A 22,298-nucleotide genomic window follows, 5' to 3' on the forward strand; every position below is an offset into this window, starting at 1 on the left:
CTATATTTTTATTCGCTTAACAGTCGGTTCCATCAAAAAGCTCATGTCTTTTTTATATTGAGTGAGCGTTCCTAAACCATCGTCAAGCATACCTGTTATTACAATTGTGACCTCATATTTTGAAAGCAACTTGTGGCTACCCCTCTTTTCTTCCGTTATGGAACCCAATTCTATCGACACATCTACTTGCTTCAGTTGAGGTTCATAAACGCTAAGGCTCTTCTCTATGCTTTCCCTGCATTCTTTCAATGTTACTTCATTGTAAAGCCCGTTGCTGTAGTTCCCGTTCTGGCCATGATTGAAACTCCTGAAATGCACATTGGAATATTCATGATTCCAATATTCAAAACCGAAATCATCGTCAGCTGCGAAGCTGCCTTTAGGAGTAAAAACGATCAATTCTATGAAATTGTCAATCATGGCAATCCTATCATCCAGATTTCTTGCGATGACTAAAGATTCCTTTTCGTATGTAAGAGGTGTCTTGATAAATCCCATCTTTATATCTGCTTACCTGCAAAAGGATTACCTTTTCTAATCTGTGCGTTATAGGTTTCCACATCAGAGAAAACACCGTCTTTGAACGCAATGACCTTTATTGTTATGTTTTTAGGCGGTTCTTTGTGCCAATTGTCTGCAAATCCGCTTTCCACCACTATCGTATTACCAGAACAGGAAGACTGGTTAGGCATACTTCCGTCAATAGTATAATAGACAGTAGAGCCCGGGGCGTTGTTTGTGATTTTAAATTGCACACTGCCGTATTTAATCAATTGCCTCAGCTGTCCCTTTTCTATAGATGGTGCGGCTAAGAAAGGTTTTTCGGCTGTGATCACAGGTTCTGCACAAAATGATTTGACTTTTTCATTTATTGTAAATGACAAATCCAATCCTTCACGTATAGTCTCATACGAGTTTCTGTAATTATAAGGAGTGTTTATGAATGAAAGATACTGCTGTGGATCACTGATATTGATATAATCATCCAGGCTACAGGCACAATAGAAAGCGCTTGCCAGCTTCTGCAGGTAGGAAAGCAGTGTCATAGGGGTCATCATGTCACGTTCATTTTCCATGGTAATCATGAGTTGCTGCACTATAGGCCAAAAAATCTTTACCGCGTCTTTCTTTTCTGTATATAATTTCTGCGGAAGGTTTGAGTCCAATTCCCTTAAGGTATGAAGAAAATCCTTTGCCAGTTCTTCATATTTGAAATGCGATTTCAGGAAAAGACATGGTGGAACGAAGTCGTTTTCATCGGAACGCCAACAGTATTCGTCAAAAAGAATCTTTGCTATCGGCAACGAATTATCAGGAACAGGAGAATTCTCTTCTATTACCAAGAAGTCGTATAAAGGTTCGCACATACCGTCGTTTGTATCCCTACAGCCGTCAAGTACAGATATGCATAGATAGTACTTTCTTTCCGTGTCTTGCAAGGGCAGGGTAACGCGTGTGTCACAAGAGTTTGTATAGGTGGTGTCATATTGAATGTCTATGAGGCTGCCGTTTCTTGTCAGTCCTATACAGTCAATGGACACGATATCTATCACATTGTTGTTTATATCTATAGACAAGTTGAAATTTCGTATGCATGGAAGAAGCCCCATACGGCCGCATGCTCCTAAAACAAGTCCTTTTGAGACTAATTCTTCCGTACACTTGTCTGACAGGGTGAGAATCTGGTCTGTGAGTCTCATTCCCTTCTTCCACATTATCCTTTTGGACATATCAAATATTCGTGTTATAGTTCAAGTAATTATATATAGTTGTATCAGAAATCCTTAGTGGTTGGGCTTCCTTTTCTATGTTGAATACCAATATGGAATCAACAGACAAGAAGAAGTCTTGTATGAATTGACGGTATGTTTCAATCTCATCTAAGAAAGTAAGGAATTCACTGTCGCATTCGTCATCAGACCAATATGATATGGTGTAGGTCATGGCAGATTCAACAAACGAATTTCCTGCATATACATCTCCCAGACATCCTCCTTCCGAGTCGTTGTATTTGGGATGTGCGTCAGAAAACTCCTGTTGTTTCTTTTGAACACAAATGGATATTCCTTCATCTGATAAAACTTTTCTCAGCAATAAAGTAATGAGTGTCCTGTTTCCTCTGATTGTTTTACAGGATACTATATAGGGAATTGTCCTTTTAACAAACCTGTTTCCCTTTTGTTTCTCCGGGATACGATCTAAAAGAATGTTTTGGATTACAGTATTGGTTTCTACATATTTATTAAGTTGTTCTCTTGCCTGTAGACGTAATTGAAGCAGTAACGTATCGATGGGGGCAAAATACCTGTATGCTTTTTCTTTTTCCTTCTCCTGTTTGGCATACTCTTCCGCAAACCTTTCTTTTTTATCGTGCTCGGGAATATGCTCAAATCTGTCTATACTGTGGAAAATATATTCAGGTAAGGAGTTATATAGGCTGTTTCTGCCCAGGTGCAACAACATACAATCCTTGATTTGTTCGAGGTTTAGTATGTCTTTGTATGAATTGCGTTTGTGCAGTCCGCAGAATTTAACGTTGAATGTACCTTCAGGGTAATGACAGAGTAATGTCTCTGCATTAATGTCTTCCGGAATATTCTCAGGTTTTATAAAAACATTATAATCCGTAGTATTCTGCATCTTTGCTTAGTTCCACGTATTTCACACCCTTCTCTGTTGACACTTGAATGATATCGTAGAGTGGTATCCCTATTTCTTTTAACGTAAGCTCCTTAAAAGGAAAATCCTCGTCGATATTCTCATAGAAACATTTATGGAAAACCGTACGGTAGCTGAGTTTACGAAGTTCCTCATCAGACTGGATGGTTTCTTCCAGTTTGGATTCGGGTATATTCAGTTTGAATTCTTTTTCCGGTCTGTCGGAGATTATCTTTTCAATAAACTTATTGTTGCGCATATTTATCTCTACGGCTCTGACATCAAGAACAGACTTAAGCACTGTCAATACGTCACCTACTTTCATGTTTGCTGACAGATCATTGCAGGTAATGATATCACTCCATTGCTCATGAGCCGGACAGTTGTTCTTCCATGAAGCATATTTATATGTGTTTATCGAATTGGTCATGCCCTCGAAACGCCACATCTTGCCCAACAGTGTTTTAAATGGCGCAGGCTCGTTTTCTGTCATGTGGATAATCTTCATCGCTTCCTGTGCCTGCATGGCTCCTACTATAGATGCGCTTATCGGTGTTGTGGCTACACGGCCGGCCGATGCTTGAGTCCTTACTACGTCTGCACATCCCGTCCTTAGCATGATGTGGTTGAATTCTTCGCGCGAAAGGTTGCACTCGTAACAATTCACACCGGGAGCATAAATCTTCACAACTCCTGTCATGTTTTCTATGCTGCCGTCTATCCAGGCTTTTCCTGCACGCATGCAAAGCCTGTTTAACAGATACCGGGCGATTCGGCTGTCGAGGCATCCTATGACGACATCCACATCCTTATACAGGCCTAACCCTACCTCAGAGAAAAGATTGCCTACGATAGGGAAAACCTTTATTTGAGGGTTAATCTCCATTGCCCTTTTCGCGGCAATCTCTGATTTATAGGCATGTTTGTATGCGTCTTCTTCTCTGAACAGGACAGACCTTGTCAGGTTTGTTAATTCTATGCGGTCGAAATCGCATACATATATGCGTCCGACACCGAATAATGTGAGATTCTTGACAACCTCGTTGCCCAGGGCACCAGCCCCGACTACAAGTACTTTGGCATTTTTCACTTTGTCCTGTTTGAACCAGGAGAGGAGAGTAAAGACTCCCTCTCCCCATTCATAAAGCTTGTCTGTGTGCATACTCACATCAATTATATTTAGAATGTATATCCGATATTGGCACCGACAAAAGTGTGTCCTATCCTTTGCTTCAGGATGTCGTCTTCCTCTTTTGAGCAACTTATACGGTATTCTCCGAATAGACCGATCTTCAACAAATGTCCGTCTAAGGGAATATAACCTCCTATACCGACTCTGGGAGCGACATACATTCCGTTTTTCTTTTCCGAATTCACTTCGGTTTCTGCTTTTATTTCCTTTGCGCTAAGTGTCGTATAATATGCCGGTGTGAATCCTATACTTGCAAATAAGGAAGATTTCTCATAGTCCAGATTGGCAAATTCAACGGCAAGAGGTACACCGACCTCAAATAATACATCCTTTGTCGTGTTGTCGGGACTTTCATTGTAATGACCGAACGAGATGGCAACCATTCCACCGTAATTGAGGTAAACGCTGCCGGCAACCTTTGTTTTTGCCGAACCATAGAGACCAAAAGAATTTAATGCTCCTTTTATGTCAAATCGGGGAGTTGCGAATGACAGACCTGCCTCGAAAGCCTTTTTTACAGGCTTGTCCTTTTTGTTTTCAACTATGACTGTGTCTTTCTTAAGGCCAAAATATTTGTATAGGTCAACACCTTTACGCAGGCGGAAGTTAACATCTCCTTCGCCTTTATAGTCAACCTCGTAAGGTCCGACTGTAAAATTATCAATCACGGCTTGGCTTTTTGCCATTGTTGCAGCAAAGATGCCGCATAAAACTAAAACGATTTTTTTCATTTGGGATAAAGGTATTTAAAGTTTATATTCTATTCTGTCTCGACATATTGGAAAATGGTATCGCCGATTTTGAATGTATCGTTGTTTGATAATATATTAGGTTTGCCGACGGCCAGCTCTGCCCTGGTATTATATATGACACCGGTAGCCAATGGTTTAATCATAGGAAGCTGTTTTTCATGGTCAATGAACAATTGCGCGTGCTCTTTGGCAACCTTGTTGCTCTTTTCCCAGTTCATCTGTATTTCGCAGTCGCCGGTCATGCCGATAGATACTTTATTACCCCCACCTGTTGCATTCATCCATTTGTGTATAGGTATTCTCTGTCCGGACCTGACACCGTTTTGTATGACAAGGAAATACTTTTCCGCCAGCATTCTTACTGTTACCAAAGACGCTCCCAAGCCTCCGCCATAGATTATGAAATCAAGAAGCATATTCATCCACGGTAAACTCACACTGGTCAGACTTGAGAAATACAATACGATAAAGCCTATCACAGCAGAGCATCCACCTCCAATCAATGCACTTTTGAGAGGTATCGATGATTTGATTGTGAGTGCAAGTGATACGCAGACAGAAAAAAGCAAATAGCCGGGGAATGAACAATACCACGGAATATAGCTTGCCTGGATGAGTGTCAGCAGCGAACAAAGGATATCTGCACCTATTGCAAAGGCCAACAATCCTATTATGCCTGTCAGTAGCGACAATCCGAGAATCTTCAAATTGATTTTCCAGTCTTTTTTCCTGTATTCGTCATTATATCTGAAAATGAGAGACAGGAAGAAACCCAAAAGAAGGCCAATGGTAAGAAATGCGGATGTCTTGCTTTCACATTCAAGAGACAGGTCGGGCAGATTCTCATTCGGGGTATAGAACATATTGACAATGTTTTTCGATACACTTTCAAAACTTCCTCTTCCTCCTAACTCAAATAGAATCCAGCTGACGAAACCGGCACATATACCGGCTATGGTCTGATGGCAGTCTTTAAGTGACTTTAGGGTGAACAATTCTTTCCATTCCACATGCTCTTGTATTCCAATCTTACAGTTTTGGCCATACTCGGCACACTTGTAGCCGTTTTGTTTCCAGCAGTGTACGTGCATGATATGCTTGCATTTTACAACGATATTTTGTCCTTCTTGAATCTGTTGTTTGCAATAATGGCATATTCTGCTTGATATGTTTTTCTCCGGCACATATTTCTTATAGTATTTGGTCTCAAAGGCTTTAGACCTGAACCAAGGAATAAGAACCTTTATTATAATGAAGAAGAAGCCTATGGTGAGAAGCATTACGAGTATTGCAACAAGGTATTTGTATGCGGAGTCAGAGGCTGATGCCGCATGTTCCGGCCATGGCCTTTCTGCAGAGCCTATGGAGAAGTCTCCGTTTCCTATGGCGTCACCTTTCCATTCGGCTGTATATGACGTCTTTCCGAAGTACGTTTTTGAAGAGGGTACGCGATAGGTGAATGAGAAGTCATACATCTTGTCATTGACGATTTCCTGAAAGTCGGACAGTATCTGTGCCATGTCGTTCGCCGGCTTATAATCACCTGTACGTCCTTCGACTTTGGGGTTGCAGATAGCCATAAGGATGTCTTCTATTTCCGTATTTTTTCCCTGCTCGGTATAATATAGTGCATATACGGTCGGTACCAGATGCTTCTTGTCCTGCTGGTATTCGTTGACTTCTATGAATGCAATGTCCTCTTCGTATGACGGGCTTTTATTTCCTTCTGTAAATACAAAGAGAATGTTCTTGTCCTTATTTTTTGCAGCGCGTCTGGAAATATCAGAGTTTCTTGAATATCCTGTTTCTCCTATGACACTGCTTTCTTTTTCCGAACTTGTCGTACTGAACTCTGCCAGTTTTGAGTATAATGCTCCATAAAGATATTTGTTTTCAGAGGTTCTCTCAAAGTATGGCTTGAACGAATTGAGGTTTTCTGGAGTTACTGGTTTGCTTGATGTGACTTCGTCACCGAAGAAAGACAAATAGACACATCCTTTAGGAGATATATTCACCAGTTGGGTTATTGCCTGATATATTTGCCCTTTTCCTTCTTGGGGGATACTTAAGTCAACCAGTACAGAGAAGGTATATTCTTCTGGAATGCGTTGTCCTGTTGTTATAGAGTTTATCTTACAAGACGATGGTGAGATGAGTTCCCCGTCTTCTTTTACCACCAGATAGCTGTGCAACAAGTCTGCCGATATGTTTTGGATTCTTTTTCCTGTGGCATCCAAGACATTAAAATACAATGTCAGAGAGTCGTTGCCTGCACCGTATTCATACTTTTTATCACAAAAGATTATTTTCTTTACATCCTGTCCGAAGGCAGGTGTGATTGCTGTAATTAACAGACAAACAACAAGCAAATTCCGGATTATCTTTTTCTTCTTGTCCATATTTTTAAATCTTCTAATTTTTCTTCACCATAATAACTTTCTTCCACTGAAACTTGTCCGTCAATGACTGGAATCGAGGTCAGTAGGTCATCGGCACTGGAATAGAACAGAATGAATCTTACATTATTTATATTATTCGCAATAATTCTTCTTATAGTAGGTATACTGCAATGAGAGCCGTTGATATAACAGCCGATCTGTTCGTTGTCAATGGCATGCTTTGATTGTGACACGGCCCTGACAACATACTCTGTCTTGCCATTCTTCTCACAGGCATATCCGTATGCCCATGCCAACAGTCCGCTGTCCTGGCTTGTCTGCAATTGACACATATCTATAATGGAGCCGTTTGACAGTTCTATTCCATGGTGGCTGTCTATACGTTTTTGGGCTGTCTGCATAATATTACGGTGGTCATCATGTTTGAATGATGTTCTGTCGCTTTCCACAGCCCATTTATACAGTTCTTCCAAAGAATACATTTTTTTCAGTTCTGTCTTGGAATTTATTGTCATGTCATGTTTGAACGTGAAAATGCCAAGCTCTTGATTTGGGGTAAGGATATCGATGACTATCGCCACTAAGAACTTGGGATGTGTAGGATGTTTCAACTGCATTTGGACACTACTGTCTGCATTGCTGAAAAACACACCAAGACCGGGATGGGAATGTACCCAGCAGGTCATGTCGTATTGAAGGTTCGTCTCTCTGCGCAAGCGTTTCAACCTTTCTGAAACCTTAAGCTTTATTTTCCCTCCAAAGTTAAGTTCATACTCTTTGAATATTGCGTCGTCACCGGGTTTTACGATTTCTTCAAGGGACACATAATATTCATCGCTTTCATCATTATGAATCCAACGACCGAGCACCATACATCCGTCTTCGTTCGGATTTTCCGGATTTCTTAAATCTTCAGCATATAAGTTATATATATCCTTGATGCATGTGTTTTTCAGATATATCCGGCTGACGGCAGAATCAGAACAGAAATCAGAACTGTCTATGCGCAGGTATGCCTTATTGTGGCTGATGTCTTCCAAGCTTTGCTTTTTCAATATTGAAGTTGTCTTTCGCCTCACCACAATGTCTGCTTTCGCATTCTGTCTTACACCGTCTCCGGGTATTATGGTCGGTTTCTTTTTCTTGTTATGTCTTCTTATAATCGAAATAATCAGTATGATGAGGCCGATGATTATGATGCCAATAACGACATTAATCACTATAGATTTCCCCGAGAACAGTTTTTGGGCTGTTGTTGCCGGAGAATCTTCATCAAGAATTTCGGTTCGCAGTTTGTCTAATACATCTTTACGTTCAGCAATCTTTTCTTCCAGAATGTTTCTTAATCTGTTCTCGTATTCTGATCTGTCGGGAAGTTCGTCAGCATTAAAATTAGAAGTCAGGAAATTTCCGATATAGGAATCCATGTTGTCCTCTTTCTCTGAAATTAACGCATCTTTTTCGTTAAAGTAGTTGGAGAGTTGGTGTTCCTGTATATACTTATCGCGGGTTTCCTTGTCTTTCAAATAATTCATTAACTCCGCATGTTTGCCGGCCTCTTCGTTAAGAGTCTGAACAAACGTTGAAGAGTAAAAAGGGTCTTTTTCCAGTTCATCTTTAAATATGGAGATGATTTTGGATGCCGGCTGTACATTCTTTCGTGATACTTTCGGGGCAACACTTCTTTCCCTTTCAGTCTCAGTGAAAGTTTCAGGGGATTCACTTACAATATTTTCTTCGACAACTTTTTCTTCCTTTACCTTTTGGGGATGTTTTTTCTCCCATTCCGCAGTAGTATTTCCTGTTCGCCAAAGTTCGGTTGTTCCGTTGATGGGGTGTTCTGTCTTTACAAACCTATGGCATTCTCTGTTTATTGCGAGAGAGCCTCCTGCGGCAATTGTACCTGCCGATTTTCCGTCAACAATTACCTTTATATTCGAATTGGGGTCCTCGTTGTATACAGCTTTGAGAAAAATCGTTGTCGCAGAGTTGACTTCATATTCCATTCTTTGGGAATATGATTGTATAAATAAGAAAGAGAATAACGTTAAGATTACGTTTTTCCTGCTAAATATCATCATGATAAATTCATATTAAATTGATGCTTTTTTTGATTTTCCATTCACGTTTAAGGTGCCGTTTCTCCTAATCGCATCCGAGGTCTTTTGCCTGGCCTCGTTGATTATCCGGTTTCTTTGGGTTCTTATAGAATTACGGGCACGCCGTTTGGCTTCGGCTTCCGCCCTGTCTGCAATGTTTTGCTGCATATTCATCATCTGCATTTGATTTCTCTTGTTTCTGATGCCTTGAAAAACCTGATTGCCGATGAATGCAAGAATCGCAAAAACAATACCTCCGATAATCATCCAAAAGTTTCTTTTCTTTTCTTTTTCCGCTGCCGACTGTTGGGCGGCTGCAATGGAGTCATTCTGTGCCTTTATTGCCTGCGCTTCTTTTTTCGCGCGTAGCTCCTCTGCCTGTTGTAGTGCAATCTGCTCCGCTGTGCTCTTTTCTTCCAGTGTCCTTTTCTTGGATTCATATCTGTCCAGGACATCGGTAATTTCCGATAAAAGAGAATTATCCGTTATCTCGCGTCTTTTCTGTCTGAGATAATTGATCTCATCCAACAGATTGTCGGAAAAAGGAAGCTCTGTTGTCTCAGAGATTAGGCTTTTTGCAGCATTTACACTTTCAAGTACTTTTATCTCAACAGTATTGTCTGATTCTGTCTCCATTGTTGAAGTTATGGTCTGTTGCACAATCTGTGGCGCTGCTTTTGTATAGCCGGCAGATTTCTTTGTTCCCAAATGAATCCTGAGGTCCTGGCTTTTGCTGAACAGTACATACTTACCTTTCTTGGGCTTATATGCCAGATAGATGGGAATCTGTATGTCTGCATCGGATTTCACGGTGAAAGACAGCTTGGGTTCTGACTGAATAAGGTAAAAGCCGTCTGCCGACTTTTGATATTGGACTCCTTCCGGTGTCATGAAGGCCTCCGGTATCATGTTCGTGACAGACACGTCCCCGCTGTAGTTTCCTGTCCTGTCAAAGAACATCACCGCAACCTTGCTCAGATTCTTATACTTGGAATTTATTTTCCCCAGTTTCTTCTGCTGGCCGGTAAACCTTATTGTTGTTTGGCCGGCAGAATGTGTTATATCATAGGTTATGATAATCCTGTCATCGTCCGTTGTATAGATGGTGTCTTTTTTCACCTTGCTTTGGACGTGGAGCGGAAAGAGCAGCACCCCGCACAATATGACTCCGACAAATTTCATGCTATCTCGATTTTATCCTGTTGTAGTATTTGGAGATTCCCGACATGTAGCTGCCCGTTGTCCGCCTGTTGTTCTTTTGCGCACAATTATACAAGGCTTCCGCCTCCCCGATAACTTGCCCTTTAGCCTTTTTACCGTTGTGGATGTCTATATAACAGGCTTCTAATCTTTTGTATATCTCTTCAATCTGCAGCCTGCAATATTTGCAGTTGTGGGAACTTGGCCGTATTATTATGTCTTTGTCACATTTATTTACGGTCAATTGTTCCAATTTAATAGAGTCGAGCCTTTCAGTAATAGACATGAATTGTTTAAACCCTTTGTCTGTAGACATGTAATTGCGTGAATTTACGGTCTGTTGCACCTGCTTTTTGAGGTCATCAATAGATTCTTTGTATATTTTATGCAGTTTTTTTAATGAAGCGCCTCTATGGTTTCTATTGGAACAGAATGTTTGTCTGCCAATCTCACCAATAAGCTTATCGGTGGCTACGGATAACTTAAGGTACTCCTCATCCGGTTTAAGTTCCACATCTATGTTCAGTTCTATCACCTCTTTCTGTGCCAATGATATTCTGTTCTTCTTTACTATGATAAAGTTTTTCTCATCATACCGTGCGATATATATCGGCAACCTGTATTTGAAAGATGTGTCATTTTTAAGCACACTTATAATGTTTTTAGTATCGGAAGAGGGCAGAAGCCTGCAAGACTCAGACATCCCGACACACGCTTCCGCTACTCTTTTCCTCTTTGCCCCCGGGAATAGTTTGTCGTAGACAATAGACATCTTCTTTAATGTCTTTTCGTTATATGATTTATCGAAGAGGTAAAGAATCTTGTCTTCCGATATATTCTCCAACTTAACGGATATTCCATATTGGTCGTTTTCGTCTTCGGATAATAATTCTACGAAAATATTACAGAAAGGAAGGGCTATGGTTTCCTTGTTGTGTTCCCTGTTGTCTAATTTCACTGATTTTATTTCATCTCCGTATGTAGGGCGGACATTGCATATAAGAAGTAAAAGTAAGAAATATATTGTCTTTTTCATATTGTCCTTGATTTTATCACAGGTTTTGTCTTCTCCATTGGCTTTACGCTCTTGTTTGATTCAGATACAGGAGCCGTTGGTTCCGGCATTTCCTGGTTGAAACGTACCCAGTTATTTGGCTCTCCTTCTTCGCGAACCCATTCTGCCACATTCTGGTCTTCAGGATAGGGGTAGGTGTTTTGTGCATGATACATCTGATACTTCAGGTATCGTTCCACCCGAAGAATCAGATCCTTCAATGAGGCGAGAACTCCCATTTCTTTTATTGTCAGGCAAACATGCCCTTTGAAGCTGCCGGAGTATCTGATGTTTGGATGCCATACATCGGTACGGAATGTGAATATCGGATTGCCGTCAGCGGACGGGTAGTTGTTTGGAAGTACGATGCTCATCTTGTGAAGATAGCCGAATTTCGGTTCTCTTGGTACCGTTTCTCCCTGAACACCGACAATGGATTTACAGCGGTACCAGATCTCGTATTCCGTAGGAAGTCCCATCGCGTTTTTCCTGCGTACGATATATGCTATAGATGGTTTGCGGGGATTTGCGCTGGCGGCCTTACGCTTGCCGCATAAGGTGTCCAGTTCCTTCCACTCTTTCCAAAGCCTGGCATCCCTGCCGGACAGCTCTTTCTGATTGAAGTTATTTATTGTGTCGTTCATCATAATCCTTCCTTTATCCGGCAATAGGTACAGAAATGAGGGATAGGTGGTCACCCGGTTGGATATTGTAGTCAATGAGCGCCTGTTCGCGTCCGTCCTCGTCTTCAAATTCCAGAATTTCCGGTTCTTCGCCTTCTTCCATTATCTGTCCGAGCAGATATTGTATGGGATTGCCTCCGTTGTCAATCTTGGGAAGTTCGAATACCGATACAATACTTGTAATCTGGTCACGGATAGTCTTGTTGGGGTCTGTAACCTTCACTTCCACTTCCTCATACTCAGTTCCGTCAATTGTAAGGTTGATGATAAACTCATCGTCTTCGTACATTTCTTCTGTTGCCATAATTATTTATATTTTTGTTGTTACTAAATTCTATTGTGATAACAATCATTTTGTGAATGATGTTTGTATTTTCAATAATAAAGTTTTTGTAATTTTATGTATTATTGATTTATTTAAAATACCGCGATTGATGTAAAATTTTGAAATATATTTACTGTATTTGTGTATATCAAATTCTCGTTTGATGAACATGCCATTCATGCTCGATGAACAGCATGTTCATGACCAGAGAACAGCACATTCATGAGGCGAGAATGATACATTCATTTTTGGCACACTTTTTGTTTGTTGTTAATATATTGAATATCAGTGAATTGTGTTTGCTATGTAAAACTCTAAAAAGAGTAAAATGTGAGTCGTGAATTTTTATTACACATATTGTGCAGTACCTCATGCCATTTGTTATAAATGTACAGTTGTTATTACTTCTTTATAGTATATTTTAACGTTTGCCCCAATTATTCTTTGTTGTGAATAATTGTTAGTTACCATATCCAAGCTCCGCGGTCTTGATTATAGTTGTCGGAACGATAGTCCTCAAACTTATTTTTAAATACTAATAGTTGGTATACGTCTTCGGGGATAATCTGCGGTTCCTTTAATCCGTAGCGATAGAGTGCCAACTCATATTTTCTTTTCTCCGCATCAATGCGGATGATAAAGTCTGTCTTTGTATCGGGATGTGCTCCATAGAACTTGTCGAACACTTCCCGTATCCTTTCATCCTCAAACCAGAAATAAGCCGTATATTCCGACTTCTTGATGTGCCATTTGACAGCAAGTTTCTTCGGCTTGCCGGCTTGGTGATATTTGAGAAGACCATCATCATGCAGTTTGTCATGAGTCCCGTCATAAAGTGCTTCTTCTATATATTCGAATTCCGGCTCGGTCTCATCCTCTTCGTATTTCATCCACTTTTCTTCCTCCTTATTCCATTTCCCATAAATCGGAAGGTAGCGGTATGTAAACTGTTTCATATAGTTGTCGAAGAGGTTTCGGGGAGGGAGCCCGTGTTTTTCTAAGTTGTTTTTGACATGTGGATCGTTGTTGATATAATAACTGCAATAGTCTTTTATACTTATATGTGAAATATATGGATGAAAATCACTCATTTTAATTTCTGCTATTTCTCCTTTTAGCCAATTAACAATTATGGATTTATTATGACTATGTATCCAAACAGCGACATTTCCATAAGGTGACAGGCCAATTATAATTTCCGAATCGTATTTATTGCAAAAGTTTCTAATAATATTTGTTGATAGAGATGAATTTATAGAGTAAAATTCACATTCTGAATAAGACAGATAAATAAGTTCAATTTTTATGGGGAATTCCGTGCATCCATCTTCCATAAATGACGTATTTGTCTTCTGCCCCCATTCGCTTTTGCATGCTTTTAATTTTGGAAGTTCTATATGGTTTTCGGGACTTGTAAAAACAAATCCCTGATAAACCTCGGTTAAATGCAAATGCGAAGAAGCACATCCAATTGCTATGTTTAACTCTGTAGCCATTATATACAACTGTTTAAATGTCAGACGTTGGGATTTCCCATAAAAGGTTATGGTTTAGAAACACACATACATCGTTTTCTAATTTGGAGATTTTATTTAAGCATTCCTCAAAATTGAATTTTGTGGCAGAAACATATTCCATTTTTCTCAAACTGATGTCATCAATTATAATGGTGTAGTTTCCCTGTTGAATCTTCTTGTCAATAAACTTGTTTTTTTCATCATTCTCATTAATAAACTTTACATTGTCGCTTCCTAAAGTCGCTATTGATGTAGTTGTAGATTCACCGTTTTCATAAGGTATTTTTATAGTCTTTTTATCAACAATGTCTAATGCGTCCATTAAAGGCTTGTAAAGGAAGTTGTTGATTCCATGCTTTGCCCCCAGTTCCGGTGTAAGATGATATATTTCCTTCAGAAAACCATTCCCTCTCAATTTTAGAATTAAAGGAGCACTACCATAGGCTCTTTCATTTAATCCTGCTGTTAGTAGATATTTAGCCACTATCATTATAACATCAATAGCTTCTCCGTCTATTCTAATTGGATGTACTTTATTAGGAACATTAAAATAGTTAAACCCACCAGCTGTTTTGGTAGCAAGTACTCCAAGAAAATTTAACCCGGCAGCATTGAATGTAATAGCATGTCGCCCTTTAGAAGCAATAGCTCCTGCTGATGCCAAGCCACCTCCTAATGAATGTCCGCAAAAGAAAAGAGGTATATTGGCAGGCTGCTCATTTTTGTCAAGCAGCTCTTTTACTTTGTTATGGATGGTAATAGCATTTTTAACATTATGCAAATGTTGTAACGAGAATCCGGAAATTGCTTGTAATACATCAGCTAATATCCAGTCATTAAATGAATTTACGTCTGTTCCTTTGGTACAATAAGCAAATTTTTCAGGCTCGGGACTTATTTCTATAGTGTTGTTTCCTATAGTGTTGTCGTTCTTTTTTCTTTTTAGTTTCGTAAATAATAATCCTCCATATCCGGACAATTGGTCCATTCCGTGAGTTAACACAGTATTATATACTAAGAAATTGTCTTTAATTATCGTTTCTTCTCCGTTGGTTTTATCGCTGTTGTCTGTTGTTATGCTTTTATTATCATCATTTTGAGTTACGTCTTTAGTTTCTTTTTCTTTGCTTTTATCGCTATTGTCAGTAGCTTCAATTTTTTTTTCTTTATAAATAAAGACTTCTTGTGTTTTTCTTGGTATTATGCCTAATACTTTATCATACGCAATCTTTTTATCATCATTATATGTATTGTTCTCTCCTCGAGATTTATATATTTGTTCATAATCATTTTTAAAAACTATATAAGGGTGGGACACATGCCATTGCATTGCATCTTTTTTTAATTCTTTATCACCAATGTAGTCCCAATATCCAAATTTATCATATAAATCGTAGAATCCTACTGGCCTGCCATTCTTTTTAGATGTATGCAGAATCTCTACATATACAGATAACGCACATATATCATCTAAGAATTTTTCAAAGTTAATCTTGTTTCTCCTTAAGGATTTCTGAGAGTTATTTTTAATACTTTGTTTAGTGTTTTCTATGAGTTTGTTAATTACATCAATGGAACCTTGAACTGGTTTTTCCATATTCTTTCTAATAGCTTCTATTTGAATTATTATTTCTTTTACATTATTTTTGATTGTCGGATCCACAATGCTATTGTCAATTTTATCATTTAATTCTTTTTGTATGTTTATGGCTAATTGTTCTATTGTATTTAATTCAGTTTGTAATTTCGTGCTTCCTTTTGATAATAGTGTTGCTATGCCTGATAATCCTGATAAAATGATATTCTTCTTAAAATAGTTCTCCTCATAAATGGTTAATGCTCTATTAATAAGCCTTTTTATTAAATTGGTCCATTTATCATCATTATTAATGGATTTATCATTATTAATGGATTTATAAATATTGTCTACGCAGGCTTTTGTCTTCTTGAAATAAGATTCCTTGTCTGTTGGATATTTATTTATAATATCGTCAATTTTTATATTCAATGTATTCTTTACAGACTTTATGAATTTTGCTTCCTCTTTATACGTGTTTTCTACATATTCATTTAACCTATTTCTAATTCTAATATTTAGATAAAATGATTCCAAAATATTTCTTTTCCCAATACATCTTTTTATTATTTCTTTACGCTTTGTTATAAAATCATTTATAAGTTCTTCTATGTATTTTGTGGCATTTATTTTGGTTTGATCTTCTAATTCAATTTCTTTCAGTTTTCTTGAAAAGTTTGTGACCTTTGCAATTTCTCGTAAACGATTGATTATTCTTGGTTTTACTCTTTCTCCGCCTATTCCGATTTCATTTATCACTTTTTTCCAACCTAAAAAACCAATGCCACGTTCTTCTTCTAAAATATTAAATTCATCTATGATGTCCTTGAATTCATCATTATTTTCATTATATTTGTACTTTTTATACTTTTCTAATTCATGCTTGAATATTGCATTTCCATACTTGAATATATTTGCACTATTAATGTGGACATGAACATATTCCAACCAATCAAGATAAAAGTATACGTAATGGCTCATTAAGGCAGCAATTTTTGCATCATTCTTACTGGGCTTATTTTGATCGGTTTTGATATCTTTGGGAGGATATAATATAGATATGGTACTTTTCTTTATATTAATTAGACCCTTGCATTTTTTTACAAAGCATTTGTCAAAAAGGAATAATTCATATATTGAAGCTATAATTCCGAAATCATTGTCTTGGGGTATTAAGATATCCAAATATATTTCTTCATATAAACATTTATAGTGAAGAATCTTCATGATTATATTGTCCTGGAACCTTTGAAATAGTTCTCTATTCTCTTTCTTATTTCCAGTAAGTTCCTCTTTGATACATAATTTTTCTTTTATAGTATCTATATTTTCTTCTTTTACTTTATCTTTTTCAATGATATAAAATTCTGTATTTGCAAAAAGTTGACTATGTTGTGTAATGAAGATGTCATCTCCATAATCAGCCGTTTTGTTTTGTATTTCCCACCAATTTTTTTTATCATAAAACAGTAGAACCAACTGTAATCTCAATTTGCGCTTTTGAGATTCCGTTTTGTCTTTTTTATCTATATTTTTTGAATCAATAGTATTGCTTGACATACAGTTTCTTCTTAAAACTTTAATCAATCTTTTTGCCGGTATTTTGTTTCCGGTATGTTTTTCTTTGCAGACGTTGAAAAGAAGCGATTACTGGTGAAGCGACTAACGATACTTATCGTTATGCCCATAGATATTGGTTGGTACTTGATTTCAATATGGCGGAATAATATTCTACGATACAGTCATTTTCTTCATCCGTCTATGGGGGAAGGAGTGTTATGCAAAAACGTTATACAATCCTGCTTTCACTTCTATATTGCATTTACTTGAAGTATTCAGAAGTGCTATATGATTTTTGAAATACACCTTATCATATTCATAAATAGAGTCACCTAAGGTCATGTTCTGAATATGGAATATTATTTTCTTATCTCCTAAAGAAGACATTTGGTTGACTATGCTTCTTATCCTGTTCATGCAGTATTCACGAGTTCCTTGGAAAAGAATCTTTCCGTTGTTTGATACTATGATATGAGAACCTTTGTGAATCATGATATTCACATTTATAGTTGATTCGAAAAAATTTAAACTTGTCATATCCATATATTTTAATTTATTGGTTAACTTTCACTGTTGCGGCCTTGATGTTGATTCTGCTTTATGTATTTACTCCCATTCCGTATGATGCTTTCTGATGGTGAGTCGTGGAATATTCGAGAAGCTTGTCTTTCGCTTTTCATATATATTTTCTATAGTTATTTTGCAAATTGCCTTTCTTATTGTCATTAACTTTTGCAAAAGGTTTGCCTCTCTTTTAAGCGAGTCATCTCTGTCCGTCATCGGTTATAGTTATTGTTCCTCCATAGCAGCATTTGCAGTAAGATGATTTCAACAAAGCGGGGTCGCCTTTTATTATGTAATCATCCTTGCCGTTAAGCCAGTTGCTGTTAGTGCCGGGCACACATGGCATTGGAGTAAGCTTTCCATGAGCTGCAGATGTTGCTGCGCCTGTCGGGGGAAACCGTGTTGTATGGCATTTTCCAAACGGTGCTATATTGTATAAAGAGACATGGTCTGTGATGTTTGCCATTGGTTGTCCGGTAAGGAATACCGTACGGTCCGGATAAACAGTCAGTTTGGCTTTTTTGTCACCGAAGCTGCATTTCATAGTGGCTCCGGAGCAAACGTATGAATCGGAATTGCCGGAATTATCATTATCGTCATTCTGTGGAGGCTGTGTTTGTGCTGCGGGAGTATTGTTTACCGGTGCAGCGCCACCGGCCATTGTTCTTTGCGCAAGCGATGTTGTTTTTGTGGCCTCTGTCGCATTCTTCAGTCCTTTTAAGACTTTCTTTGCATCGTCAACAGTCTTTTTCCCTGCCGAATATATTGCTTGGGGATTCTTGCTTTTCAATGCTCCCTGCAGACTGTTCACATCGGTGAATAATGTTGCGGCCCCGCCTCCTGCTGTCAAAACTTTGTTTATTGCCCCTACAGCCTTGGTATTGTGCAGATTGCCTATATACGAAAGGATTGGATTGCCTGTGACATCTTGTCCCATTCCTTTCTGATATGTCATTATCATGTTATTTATGGAATTGGCAACCCTCTCTGTGGCATTTACTATATTCTTTACTCCCTTTTCTATTTTCTTTGCTGCTTCAATCGGGTTACGATAGCTTCCTCTAAAAGCATGCAAGGCATCCTCAAAGTCTGCTATTCCTCCAAATACGCCTGCCGACTCATTTTTTATTGCACTGCCGAGATAGAAGATGTTATTACCAAAACCACCCTTTGCCAGACTTTCCAATATATTTGTCTGGCCGGTAGGAGATAATTGTTGGTATATTCCGTTGACAGTTTTTGCCCATGAATCCCATTGTGCGTCAAATTTATTAAGAACCTGCTCGTTCGTCCTCGGGTGGAAATGCCCGGAACAACTGTCGACAACAGCATTCACCAACAATGCCGATGTGGTTATTACGTCCTGGCAATTCTTTAAGTCTGAAAGCGACTGCCGCGCTTTTTGTGCAGCGGAACTCAGCGGTTGGATGGATTGTGAAACCTTACTTCCTGTATTTTTTATGATCTTACCTGCATTACTGAGTTTGTCTGTAGCGGTATCCAATGCTCCGGTAACTTTTGACAATCCTCCTAATACGGTTTGGCTTACAGGATTATGTGCTTGTGCATTGTTGACGGCGTTATCCAACTTGTCCACCATCTTGTCAACACTGTCTGCGCCCTTTGAGATATTGGATGTGATATCTTCAATCTTTTTCGGTAAGGTTCCTATTGTCCCCAGTGTGTCCATAAACAAATATTGAAGTCAATTTGATTAAGCGTCAGTTCACTTTTACCTTGCCGGCTTTAATATCTATCTGTGTACCGGCATTTATCGCCATAGTGGCATTTGCTTTTTGGTGATGAACCGTCGAGTATTCCAATAATGACTGTTTCGCTTCCTCGCGTATGTTTTCAGCCGTCACCTGTAGCTTGTGCGCTATTTGTTCGTCCTTGTTGTCATTCACCCTGACAAACTGGTTTGCATCTACTGTAAGCGAATCGTTTCTGTCTATTGACGTGGAACGGTCGTTGCCGGCATGTTCGCGTATGTCATTGTCAGCGGTGCGTTGCATGTCATGTGAGGCTGCAATGAATATATCGTTGTCGGCACTTGCGTTGATGTCATGTCCCGCGTGCATGATGATATCATTCTGGGCATAAAGCTCTATATTGCCCGTTGATTCCAGTTTGATTAGTTTCTCATCGGTAGAAAAGGTGAGGATATAGTTCTCTTTCTCATTGTCGTAGATGCGGATATATCCGTCATCACCCTCATCGTGTATCTCGATGGTGTGGCCGTTGCGCGTGCGGATGGCCTTCACCTGATTGCTGCTGTTGTTGTTTGGCAGCCAGGCTCCGTCAGGGTCGCCTACACCGTTATATAATGTGCCTTTGACGTAAGGTCGTTCGGCATTTCCTCCTTCGAAGTCTATCATTACCTCTTCGTCAATCTCCGGTATGAAGCTGAAGCCCTTTCCGCCTCCTGCGTATGGTTGGGCCATGCGAAGCCAAGGGGTCATCATATTGTCGTCCAATTGTGACTGCCAGTCAAACTGCACGCGGATGCGTCCTAAATTGTTCGGGTCTTCATTGTCTTTTACTTTCGCGCGGCAAGATTGGGCCATGGGGTAGACGTCGCTGTCGGAATAGGGTGGATAGTCGCAAGCAGACGGAATGCCTATAAACCTGTTGCTGTATGTCTCGTCGGCGGAGAAGCAATGTATAAGTTCCGTTACAAGAATCTCGTCTTGTTCCACCTTGCTTTTCTCTAAGACAGAAGTGTCAGGCATATAGTTGTCAATAATCACCAGTTTGCTGCCTATTTTAATCTTTGAGCAGTATGTCGTGCCGGAATAGGTCAGCATACTTGCCTTTTCTCCCCTTGCCTGTGTCTTTGTCGATATGTTCAGGACTGTTTCTCGTCCGTCGGTATCTGCGAATCCTCCGGAATGGAGATTTTGTAGGGTTGGCTTTACGAAACATGACTGAGACGCCTGGAATACCTGTTCGCTGAGTGTGTTGTATTCACGCTGCATTTCCTCGATACCTTCTTTTTGGTTGGTATCGTATGAGTTGTATGATGAAGCGACATGATTGAAAGCCACATGCCGCATTTTCAAGTCTACGTTATATGACGGAACGTCCTGGCTGGGATAGACGAGCTTTACATCCTCTCCTTCAGGGAGATTGCCGAAAACGGTTTTCTTTCCATCGTTATACAACCATTCTCCATAGCGTCGGGCCAAACGCTGAAGGAATTGGTAGTTTGTTTCATTGTATTGAACGCAATACGGAATTGTATCGGTGAAACGTGCGTCAATATCCGAGTCAAGGTCTTGGGAGTAATCGTCGATTATATCGTTTACAATATCGTTTAAGGTTTGATTTTCAAATGACTTGCATGTCGGATTGTCATTTAGCAGGGCATCGCGGCTGTATGCTTCCACGTTTACTGTGAACTCACTTCTGTTTCTGCTTCCCGAAGCTCCTGTAATGACACCGGCAAACTCGATGTCTGCCACGGAGTCTGTTTCCGCTTTAAGGGATTCTTTCTCAATGCTGTCCGTCTCTAATGAAATTGACACATCCTTGCCGATAATTGTGCCACATACATTAAACGATATCTCATTGATTCTCTCATCCGGTTCCTTGTGTAATGAGAAAGAGAGAAAATTTGGAGACAGGAGAGTTTGGCTCAGCATGAAATTGTCGAGCCTCCATCTTGTTCCGTCCAATTCAATGCAAAAGCCTGTTGACTTCGTTCCGTCAATGGCAACCGAAATGTTTTTAATGGATATCGACATGGTTGTTGGCTATAAATTAGACATGTTTTGTATTTGAGATGCTAATGATGCCCAGTCGTTGGTGAAGACGGCGGAATCCATAAATCCTGTCCCGACACGGATAACCTCAGCACTGATTGTGACGGTTGTGTACATCAGTTTGCTGTCATGGTCGCAAAAATAGTCTTTGAGTCCTATGCAATAGGCATTTGTGAACTTTACGGTCTTATACCGTCTTCTGTTGTCGTTGGAGAACACGCAGAACCTGAACGTGCCCGAATGTACGGCAGTCTTGTTGAACATCCACTTGTAAAAGAATTGGTCGTCATCACAAGTGGCGGGCATTACAAACCGGATGGTGCCGCCCATCGTGCGGGTTGTCGGCTTACCTGTATCATCGACAGCCTGAGAGAATTCATATTCGCATTCCACGATGCCGTACTCTCCTCCTCCTTGTATTTTTACTTGACCTTGCAGTGCCATATATAAAAATGTTTAAGCGGATGATTGGAGGCGGTCATGAATACAGCCTCCAATCGTCCTTTGTGTCCTTTTATTCAGGGTTACTTGTCTATAGTCCAGCTGTTGTTGTGAATAGCGTTGCCGACCTGGATTTCCTTGGCGGAGATGACAAATTCTTCAAACTGCTTGTTCTCGTTGGTGTCATCGTATGTCTCGGCATATTCTACAACATAGCCGTTCTTGAAGTTCAGACGCTTCATCTCGCCACCGTCTTTGTCGGGGAATGAGATTACTCCGTTCTTGCTCATGTAGGTGTCGCACATCCACTCAAGAATTTCGGTGTTGCCGTCGTTCTTGGATTTTACCTTAACGGTGATTTTTCCGCCACGTGTACGGCCTGTAGGCTGTCCTTCCACATCGGTCTGCTGATTGAGCTCGTAGCGTACGTATGCCACTTCACGCTCCTGAATACCATCTGCATTGATGGTCACTGTTCTTGTTTCTGCCATTGTTCTAATAATTTTAAAATTAA

At 39.6% G+C, this 22,298-nt stretch carries 18 protein-coding genes and 1 pseudogene; all 19 read right to left on the bottom strand.

From position 1 onward, the window contains the following. The 19 genes and pseudogenes from HPS56_RS05030 to tssD (HPS56_RS05115) all read right to left on the bottom strand — a co-directional run bounded on the left by HPS56_RS05030 (position 1) and on the right by tssD (HPS56_RS05115) (position 22,275). Complete coding sequence (locus HPS56_RS05030; RefSeq protein ID WP_172274850.1) at positions 1-498, bottom strand: hypothetical protein; 498 nt, start codon at positions 496-498, stop codon at positions 1-3. A 2-nt stretch (positions 499-500) separates the two neighbouring features. Then, complete coding sequence (locus HPS56_RS05035; RefSeq protein WP_172274853.1) at positions 501-1,715, bottom strand: FN3 associated domain-containing protein; 1,215 nt, start codon at positions 1,713-1,715, stop codon at positions 501-503. A 16-nt stretch (positions 1,716-1,731) separates the two neighbouring features. Continuing rightward, positions 1,732-2,640, bottom strand: coding sequence for a hypothetical protein (locus tag HPS56_RS05040; protein WP_172274857.1), 909 nt, complete (start codon positions 2,638-2,640; stop codon positions 1,732-1,734). Beyond that, positions 2,618-3,820 carry a HesA/MoeB/ThiF family protein gene (locus tag HPS56_RS05045; RefSeq protein WP_172274860.1) on the bottom strand — a complete coding sequence of 401 codons (1,203 nt, stop codon included), beginning with the start codon at positions 3,818-3,820 and terminating at the stop codon, positions 2,618-2,620. The genes HPS56_RS05040 and HPS56_RS05045 overlap by 23 nt, the downstream gene beginning before the upstream one ends. Positions 3,821-3,837: 17 nt before the next feature. Further along, positions 3,838-4,536 carry a hypothetical protein gene (locus tag HPS56_RS05050; protein ID WP_172274864.1) on the bottom strand — a complete coding sequence of 233 codons (699 nt, stop codon included), beginning with the start codon at positions 4,534-4,536 and terminating at the stop codon, positions 3,838-3,840. A gap of 74 nt (positions 4,537-4,610) precedes the next feature. Then, the gene (locus HPS56_RS05055) at positions 4,611-7,001 is read right to left on the bottom strand and encodes an FHA domain-containing protein (RefSeq protein ID WP_172274867.1); all 2,391 of its coding nucleotides are present in this window, start codon (positions 6,999-7,001) and stop codon (positions 4,611-4,613) included. After that, a complete protein-coding gene (locus HPS56_RS05060; protein ID WP_172274870.1) occupies positions 6,980-9,007 on the bottom strand; it encodes a hypothetical protein in 2,028 nt (675 codons plus the stop codon). The genes HPS56_RS05055 and HPS56_RS05060 overlap by 22 nt, the downstream gene beginning before the upstream one ends. Positions 9,008-9,094: 87 nt before the next feature. Next, the gene (locus HPS56_RS05065; RefSeq protein ID WP_172274873.1) at positions 9,095-10,282 is read right to left on the bottom strand and encodes a hypothetical protein; all 1,188 of its coding nucleotides are present in this window, start codon (positions 10,280-10,282) and stop codon (positions 9,095-9,097) included. A gap of 1 nt (position 10,283) precedes the next feature. Further along, complete coding sequence (locus tag HPS56_RS05070) at positions 10,284-11,336, bottom strand: hypothetical protein (protein WP_172274877.1); 1,053 nt, start codon at positions 11,334-11,336, stop codon at positions 10,284-10,286. Beyond that, on the bottom strand, positions 11,333-12,001 hold the full coding sequence (locus tag HPS56_RS05075; RefSeq protein ID WP_172274880.1) for a ubiquitin-conjugating enzyme family protein: 669 nt from the start codon (positions 11,999-12,001) through the stop codon (positions 11,333-11,335). The genes HPS56_RS05070 and HPS56_RS05075 overlap by 4 nt, the downstream gene beginning before the upstream one ends. A 10-nt stretch (positions 12,002-12,011) precedes the next feature. Next, the gene (locus HPS56_RS05080) at positions 12,012-12,341 is read right to left on the bottom strand and encodes a hypothetical protein (protein WP_172274885.1); all 330 of its coding nucleotides are present in this window, start codon (positions 12,339-12,341) and stop codon (positions 12,012-12,014) included. A gap of 485 nt (positions 12,342-12,826) precedes the next feature. Then, positions 12,827-13,318 (bottom strand): hypothetical protein, encoded by a 492-nt coding sequence (locus HPS56_RS13295; RefSeq protein WP_253952384.1) that lies wholly within the window; start codon positions 13,316-13,318, stop codon positions 12,827-12,829. A 36-nt stretch (positions 13,319-13,354) separates the two neighbouring features. Beyond that, a pseudogene (locus tag HPS56_RS13520) lies at positions 13,355-13,858 on the bottom strand (DUF2931 family protein); the annotation flags it as partial. A 13-nt stretch (positions 13,859-13,871) separates the two neighbouring features. Continuing rightward, entirely contained in the window at positions 13,872-17,042 is a 3,171-nt protein-coding gene (locus HPS56_RS05090; protein WP_172274263.1) for a Tle-like phospholipase domain-containing protein, read from the bottom strand. A gap of 189 nt (positions 17,043-17,231) precedes the next feature. Continuing rightward, complete coding sequence (locus tag HPS56_RS05095; RefSeq protein ID WP_172274894.1) at positions 17,232-17,558, bottom strand: hypothetical protein; 327 nt, start codon at positions 17,556-17,558, stop codon at positions 17,232-17,234. 220 nt (positions 17,559-17,778) lie between these two features. Beyond that, entirely contained in the window at positions 17,779-19,269 is a 1,491-nt protein-coding gene (locus HPS56_RS05100; protein WP_172274898.1) for a DUF4280 domain-containing protein, read from the bottom strand. Positions 19,270-19,300: 31 nt separating this feature from the next. Continuing rightward, on the bottom strand, positions 19,301-21,325 hold the full coding sequence (locus HPS56_RS05105) for a type VI secretion system Vgr family protein (RefSeq protein ID WP_172274902.1): 2,025 nt from the start codon (positions 21,323-21,325) through the stop codon (positions 19,301-19,303). 9 nt (positions 21,326-21,334) lie between these two features. Beyond that, the gene (tssD, locus tag HPS56_RS05110; RefSeq protein WP_172274906.1) at positions 21,335-21,787 is read right to left on the bottom strand and encodes a type VI secretion system tube protein TssD; all 453 of its coding nucleotides are present in this window, start codon (positions 21,785-21,787) and stop codon (positions 21,335-21,337) included. An 80-nt stretch (positions 21,788-21,867) separates the two neighbouring features. Next, on the bottom strand, positions 21,868-22,275 hold the full coding sequence (tssD, locus tag HPS56_RS05115; protein WP_172274910.1) for a type VI secretion system tube protein TssD: 408 nt from the start codon (positions 22,273-22,275) through the stop codon (positions 21,868-21,870). Positions 22,276-22,298 lie beyond the last annotated feature (23 nt).

Origin of the sequence: Xylanibacter muris, assembly GCF_013166605.1 — a bacterium.
Lineage (GTDB): Bacteria > Bacteroidota > Bacteroidia > Bacteroidales > Bacteroidaceae > Prevotella > Prevotella muris.

Excerpts from the sequence above, each read along its gene's own strand:
- HPS56_RS05030 (WP_172274850.1), bottom strand. The coding sequence starts at position 498 with ATGGGATTTATCAAGACACCTCTTACATACGAAAAGGAATCTTTAGTC.
- HPS56_RS05035 (WP_172274853.1), bottom strand. The coding sequence starts at position 1,715 with ATGTGGAAGAAGGGAATGAGACTCACAGACCAGATTCTCACCCTGTCA.
- HPS56_RS05040 (WP_172274857.1), bottom strand. The coding sequence starts at position 2,640 with ATGCAGAATACTACGGATTATAATGTTTTTATAAAACCTGAGAATATT.
- HPS56_RS05045 (WP_172274860.1), bottom strand. The coding sequence starts at position 3,820 with ATGCACACAGACAAGCTTTATGAATGGGGAGAGGGAGTCTTTACTCTC.
- HPS56_RS05050 (WP_172274864.1), bottom strand. The coding sequence starts at position 4,536 with ATGGCAAAAAGCCAAGCCGTGATTGATAATTTTACAGTCGGACCTTAC.
- HPS56_RS05055 (WP_172274867.1), bottom strand. The coding sequence starts at position 7,001 with ATGGACAAGAAGAAAAAGATAATCCGGAATTTGCTTGTTGTTTGTCTG.
- HPS56_RS05060 (WP_172274870.1), bottom strand. The coding sequence starts at position 9,007 with ATGGAATATGAAGTCAACTCTGCGACAACGATTTTTCTCAAAGCTGTA.
- HPS56_RS05065 (WP_172274873.1), bottom strand. The coding sequence starts at position 10,282 with ATGAAATTTGTCGGAGTCATATTGTGCGGGGTGCTGCTCTTTCCGCTC.
- HPS56_RS05070 (WP_172274877.1), bottom strand. The coding sequence starts at position 11,336 with ATGAAAAAGACAATATATTTCTTACTTTTACTTCTTATATGCAATGTC.
- HPS56_RS05075 (WP_172274880.1), bottom strand. The coding sequence starts at position 12,001 with ATGATGAACGACACAATAAATAACTTCAATCAGAAAGAGCTGTCCGGC.
- HPS56_RS05080 (WP_172274885.1), bottom strand. The coding sequence starts at position 12,341 with ATGGCAACAGAAGAAATGTACGAAGACGATGAGTTTATCATCAACCTT.
- HPS56_RS13295 (WP_253952384.1), bottom strand. The coding sequence starts at position 13,318 with ATGAAACAGTTTACATACCGCTACCTTCCGATTTATGGGAAATGGAAT.
- HPS56_RS05095 (WP_172274894.1), bottom strand. The coding sequence starts at position 17,558 with ATGGATATGACAAGTTTAAATTTTTTCGAATCAACTATAAATGTGAAT.
- HPS56_RS05100 (WP_172274898.1), bottom strand. The coding sequence starts at position 19,269 with ATGGACACACTGGGGACAATAGGAACCTTACCGAAAAAGATTGAAGAT.
- HPS56_RS05105 (WP_172274902.1), bottom strand. The coding sequence starts at position 21,325 with ATGTCGATATCCATTAAAAACATTTCGGTTGCCATTGACGGAACGAAG.
- tssD (WP_172274906.1), bottom strand. The coding sequence starts at position 21,787 with ATGGCACTGCAAGGTCAAGTAAAAATACAAGGAGGAGGAGAGTACGGC.
- tssD (WP_172274910.1), bottom strand. The coding sequence starts at position 22,275 with ATGGCAGAAACAAGAACAGTGACCATCAATGCAGATGGTATTCAGGAG.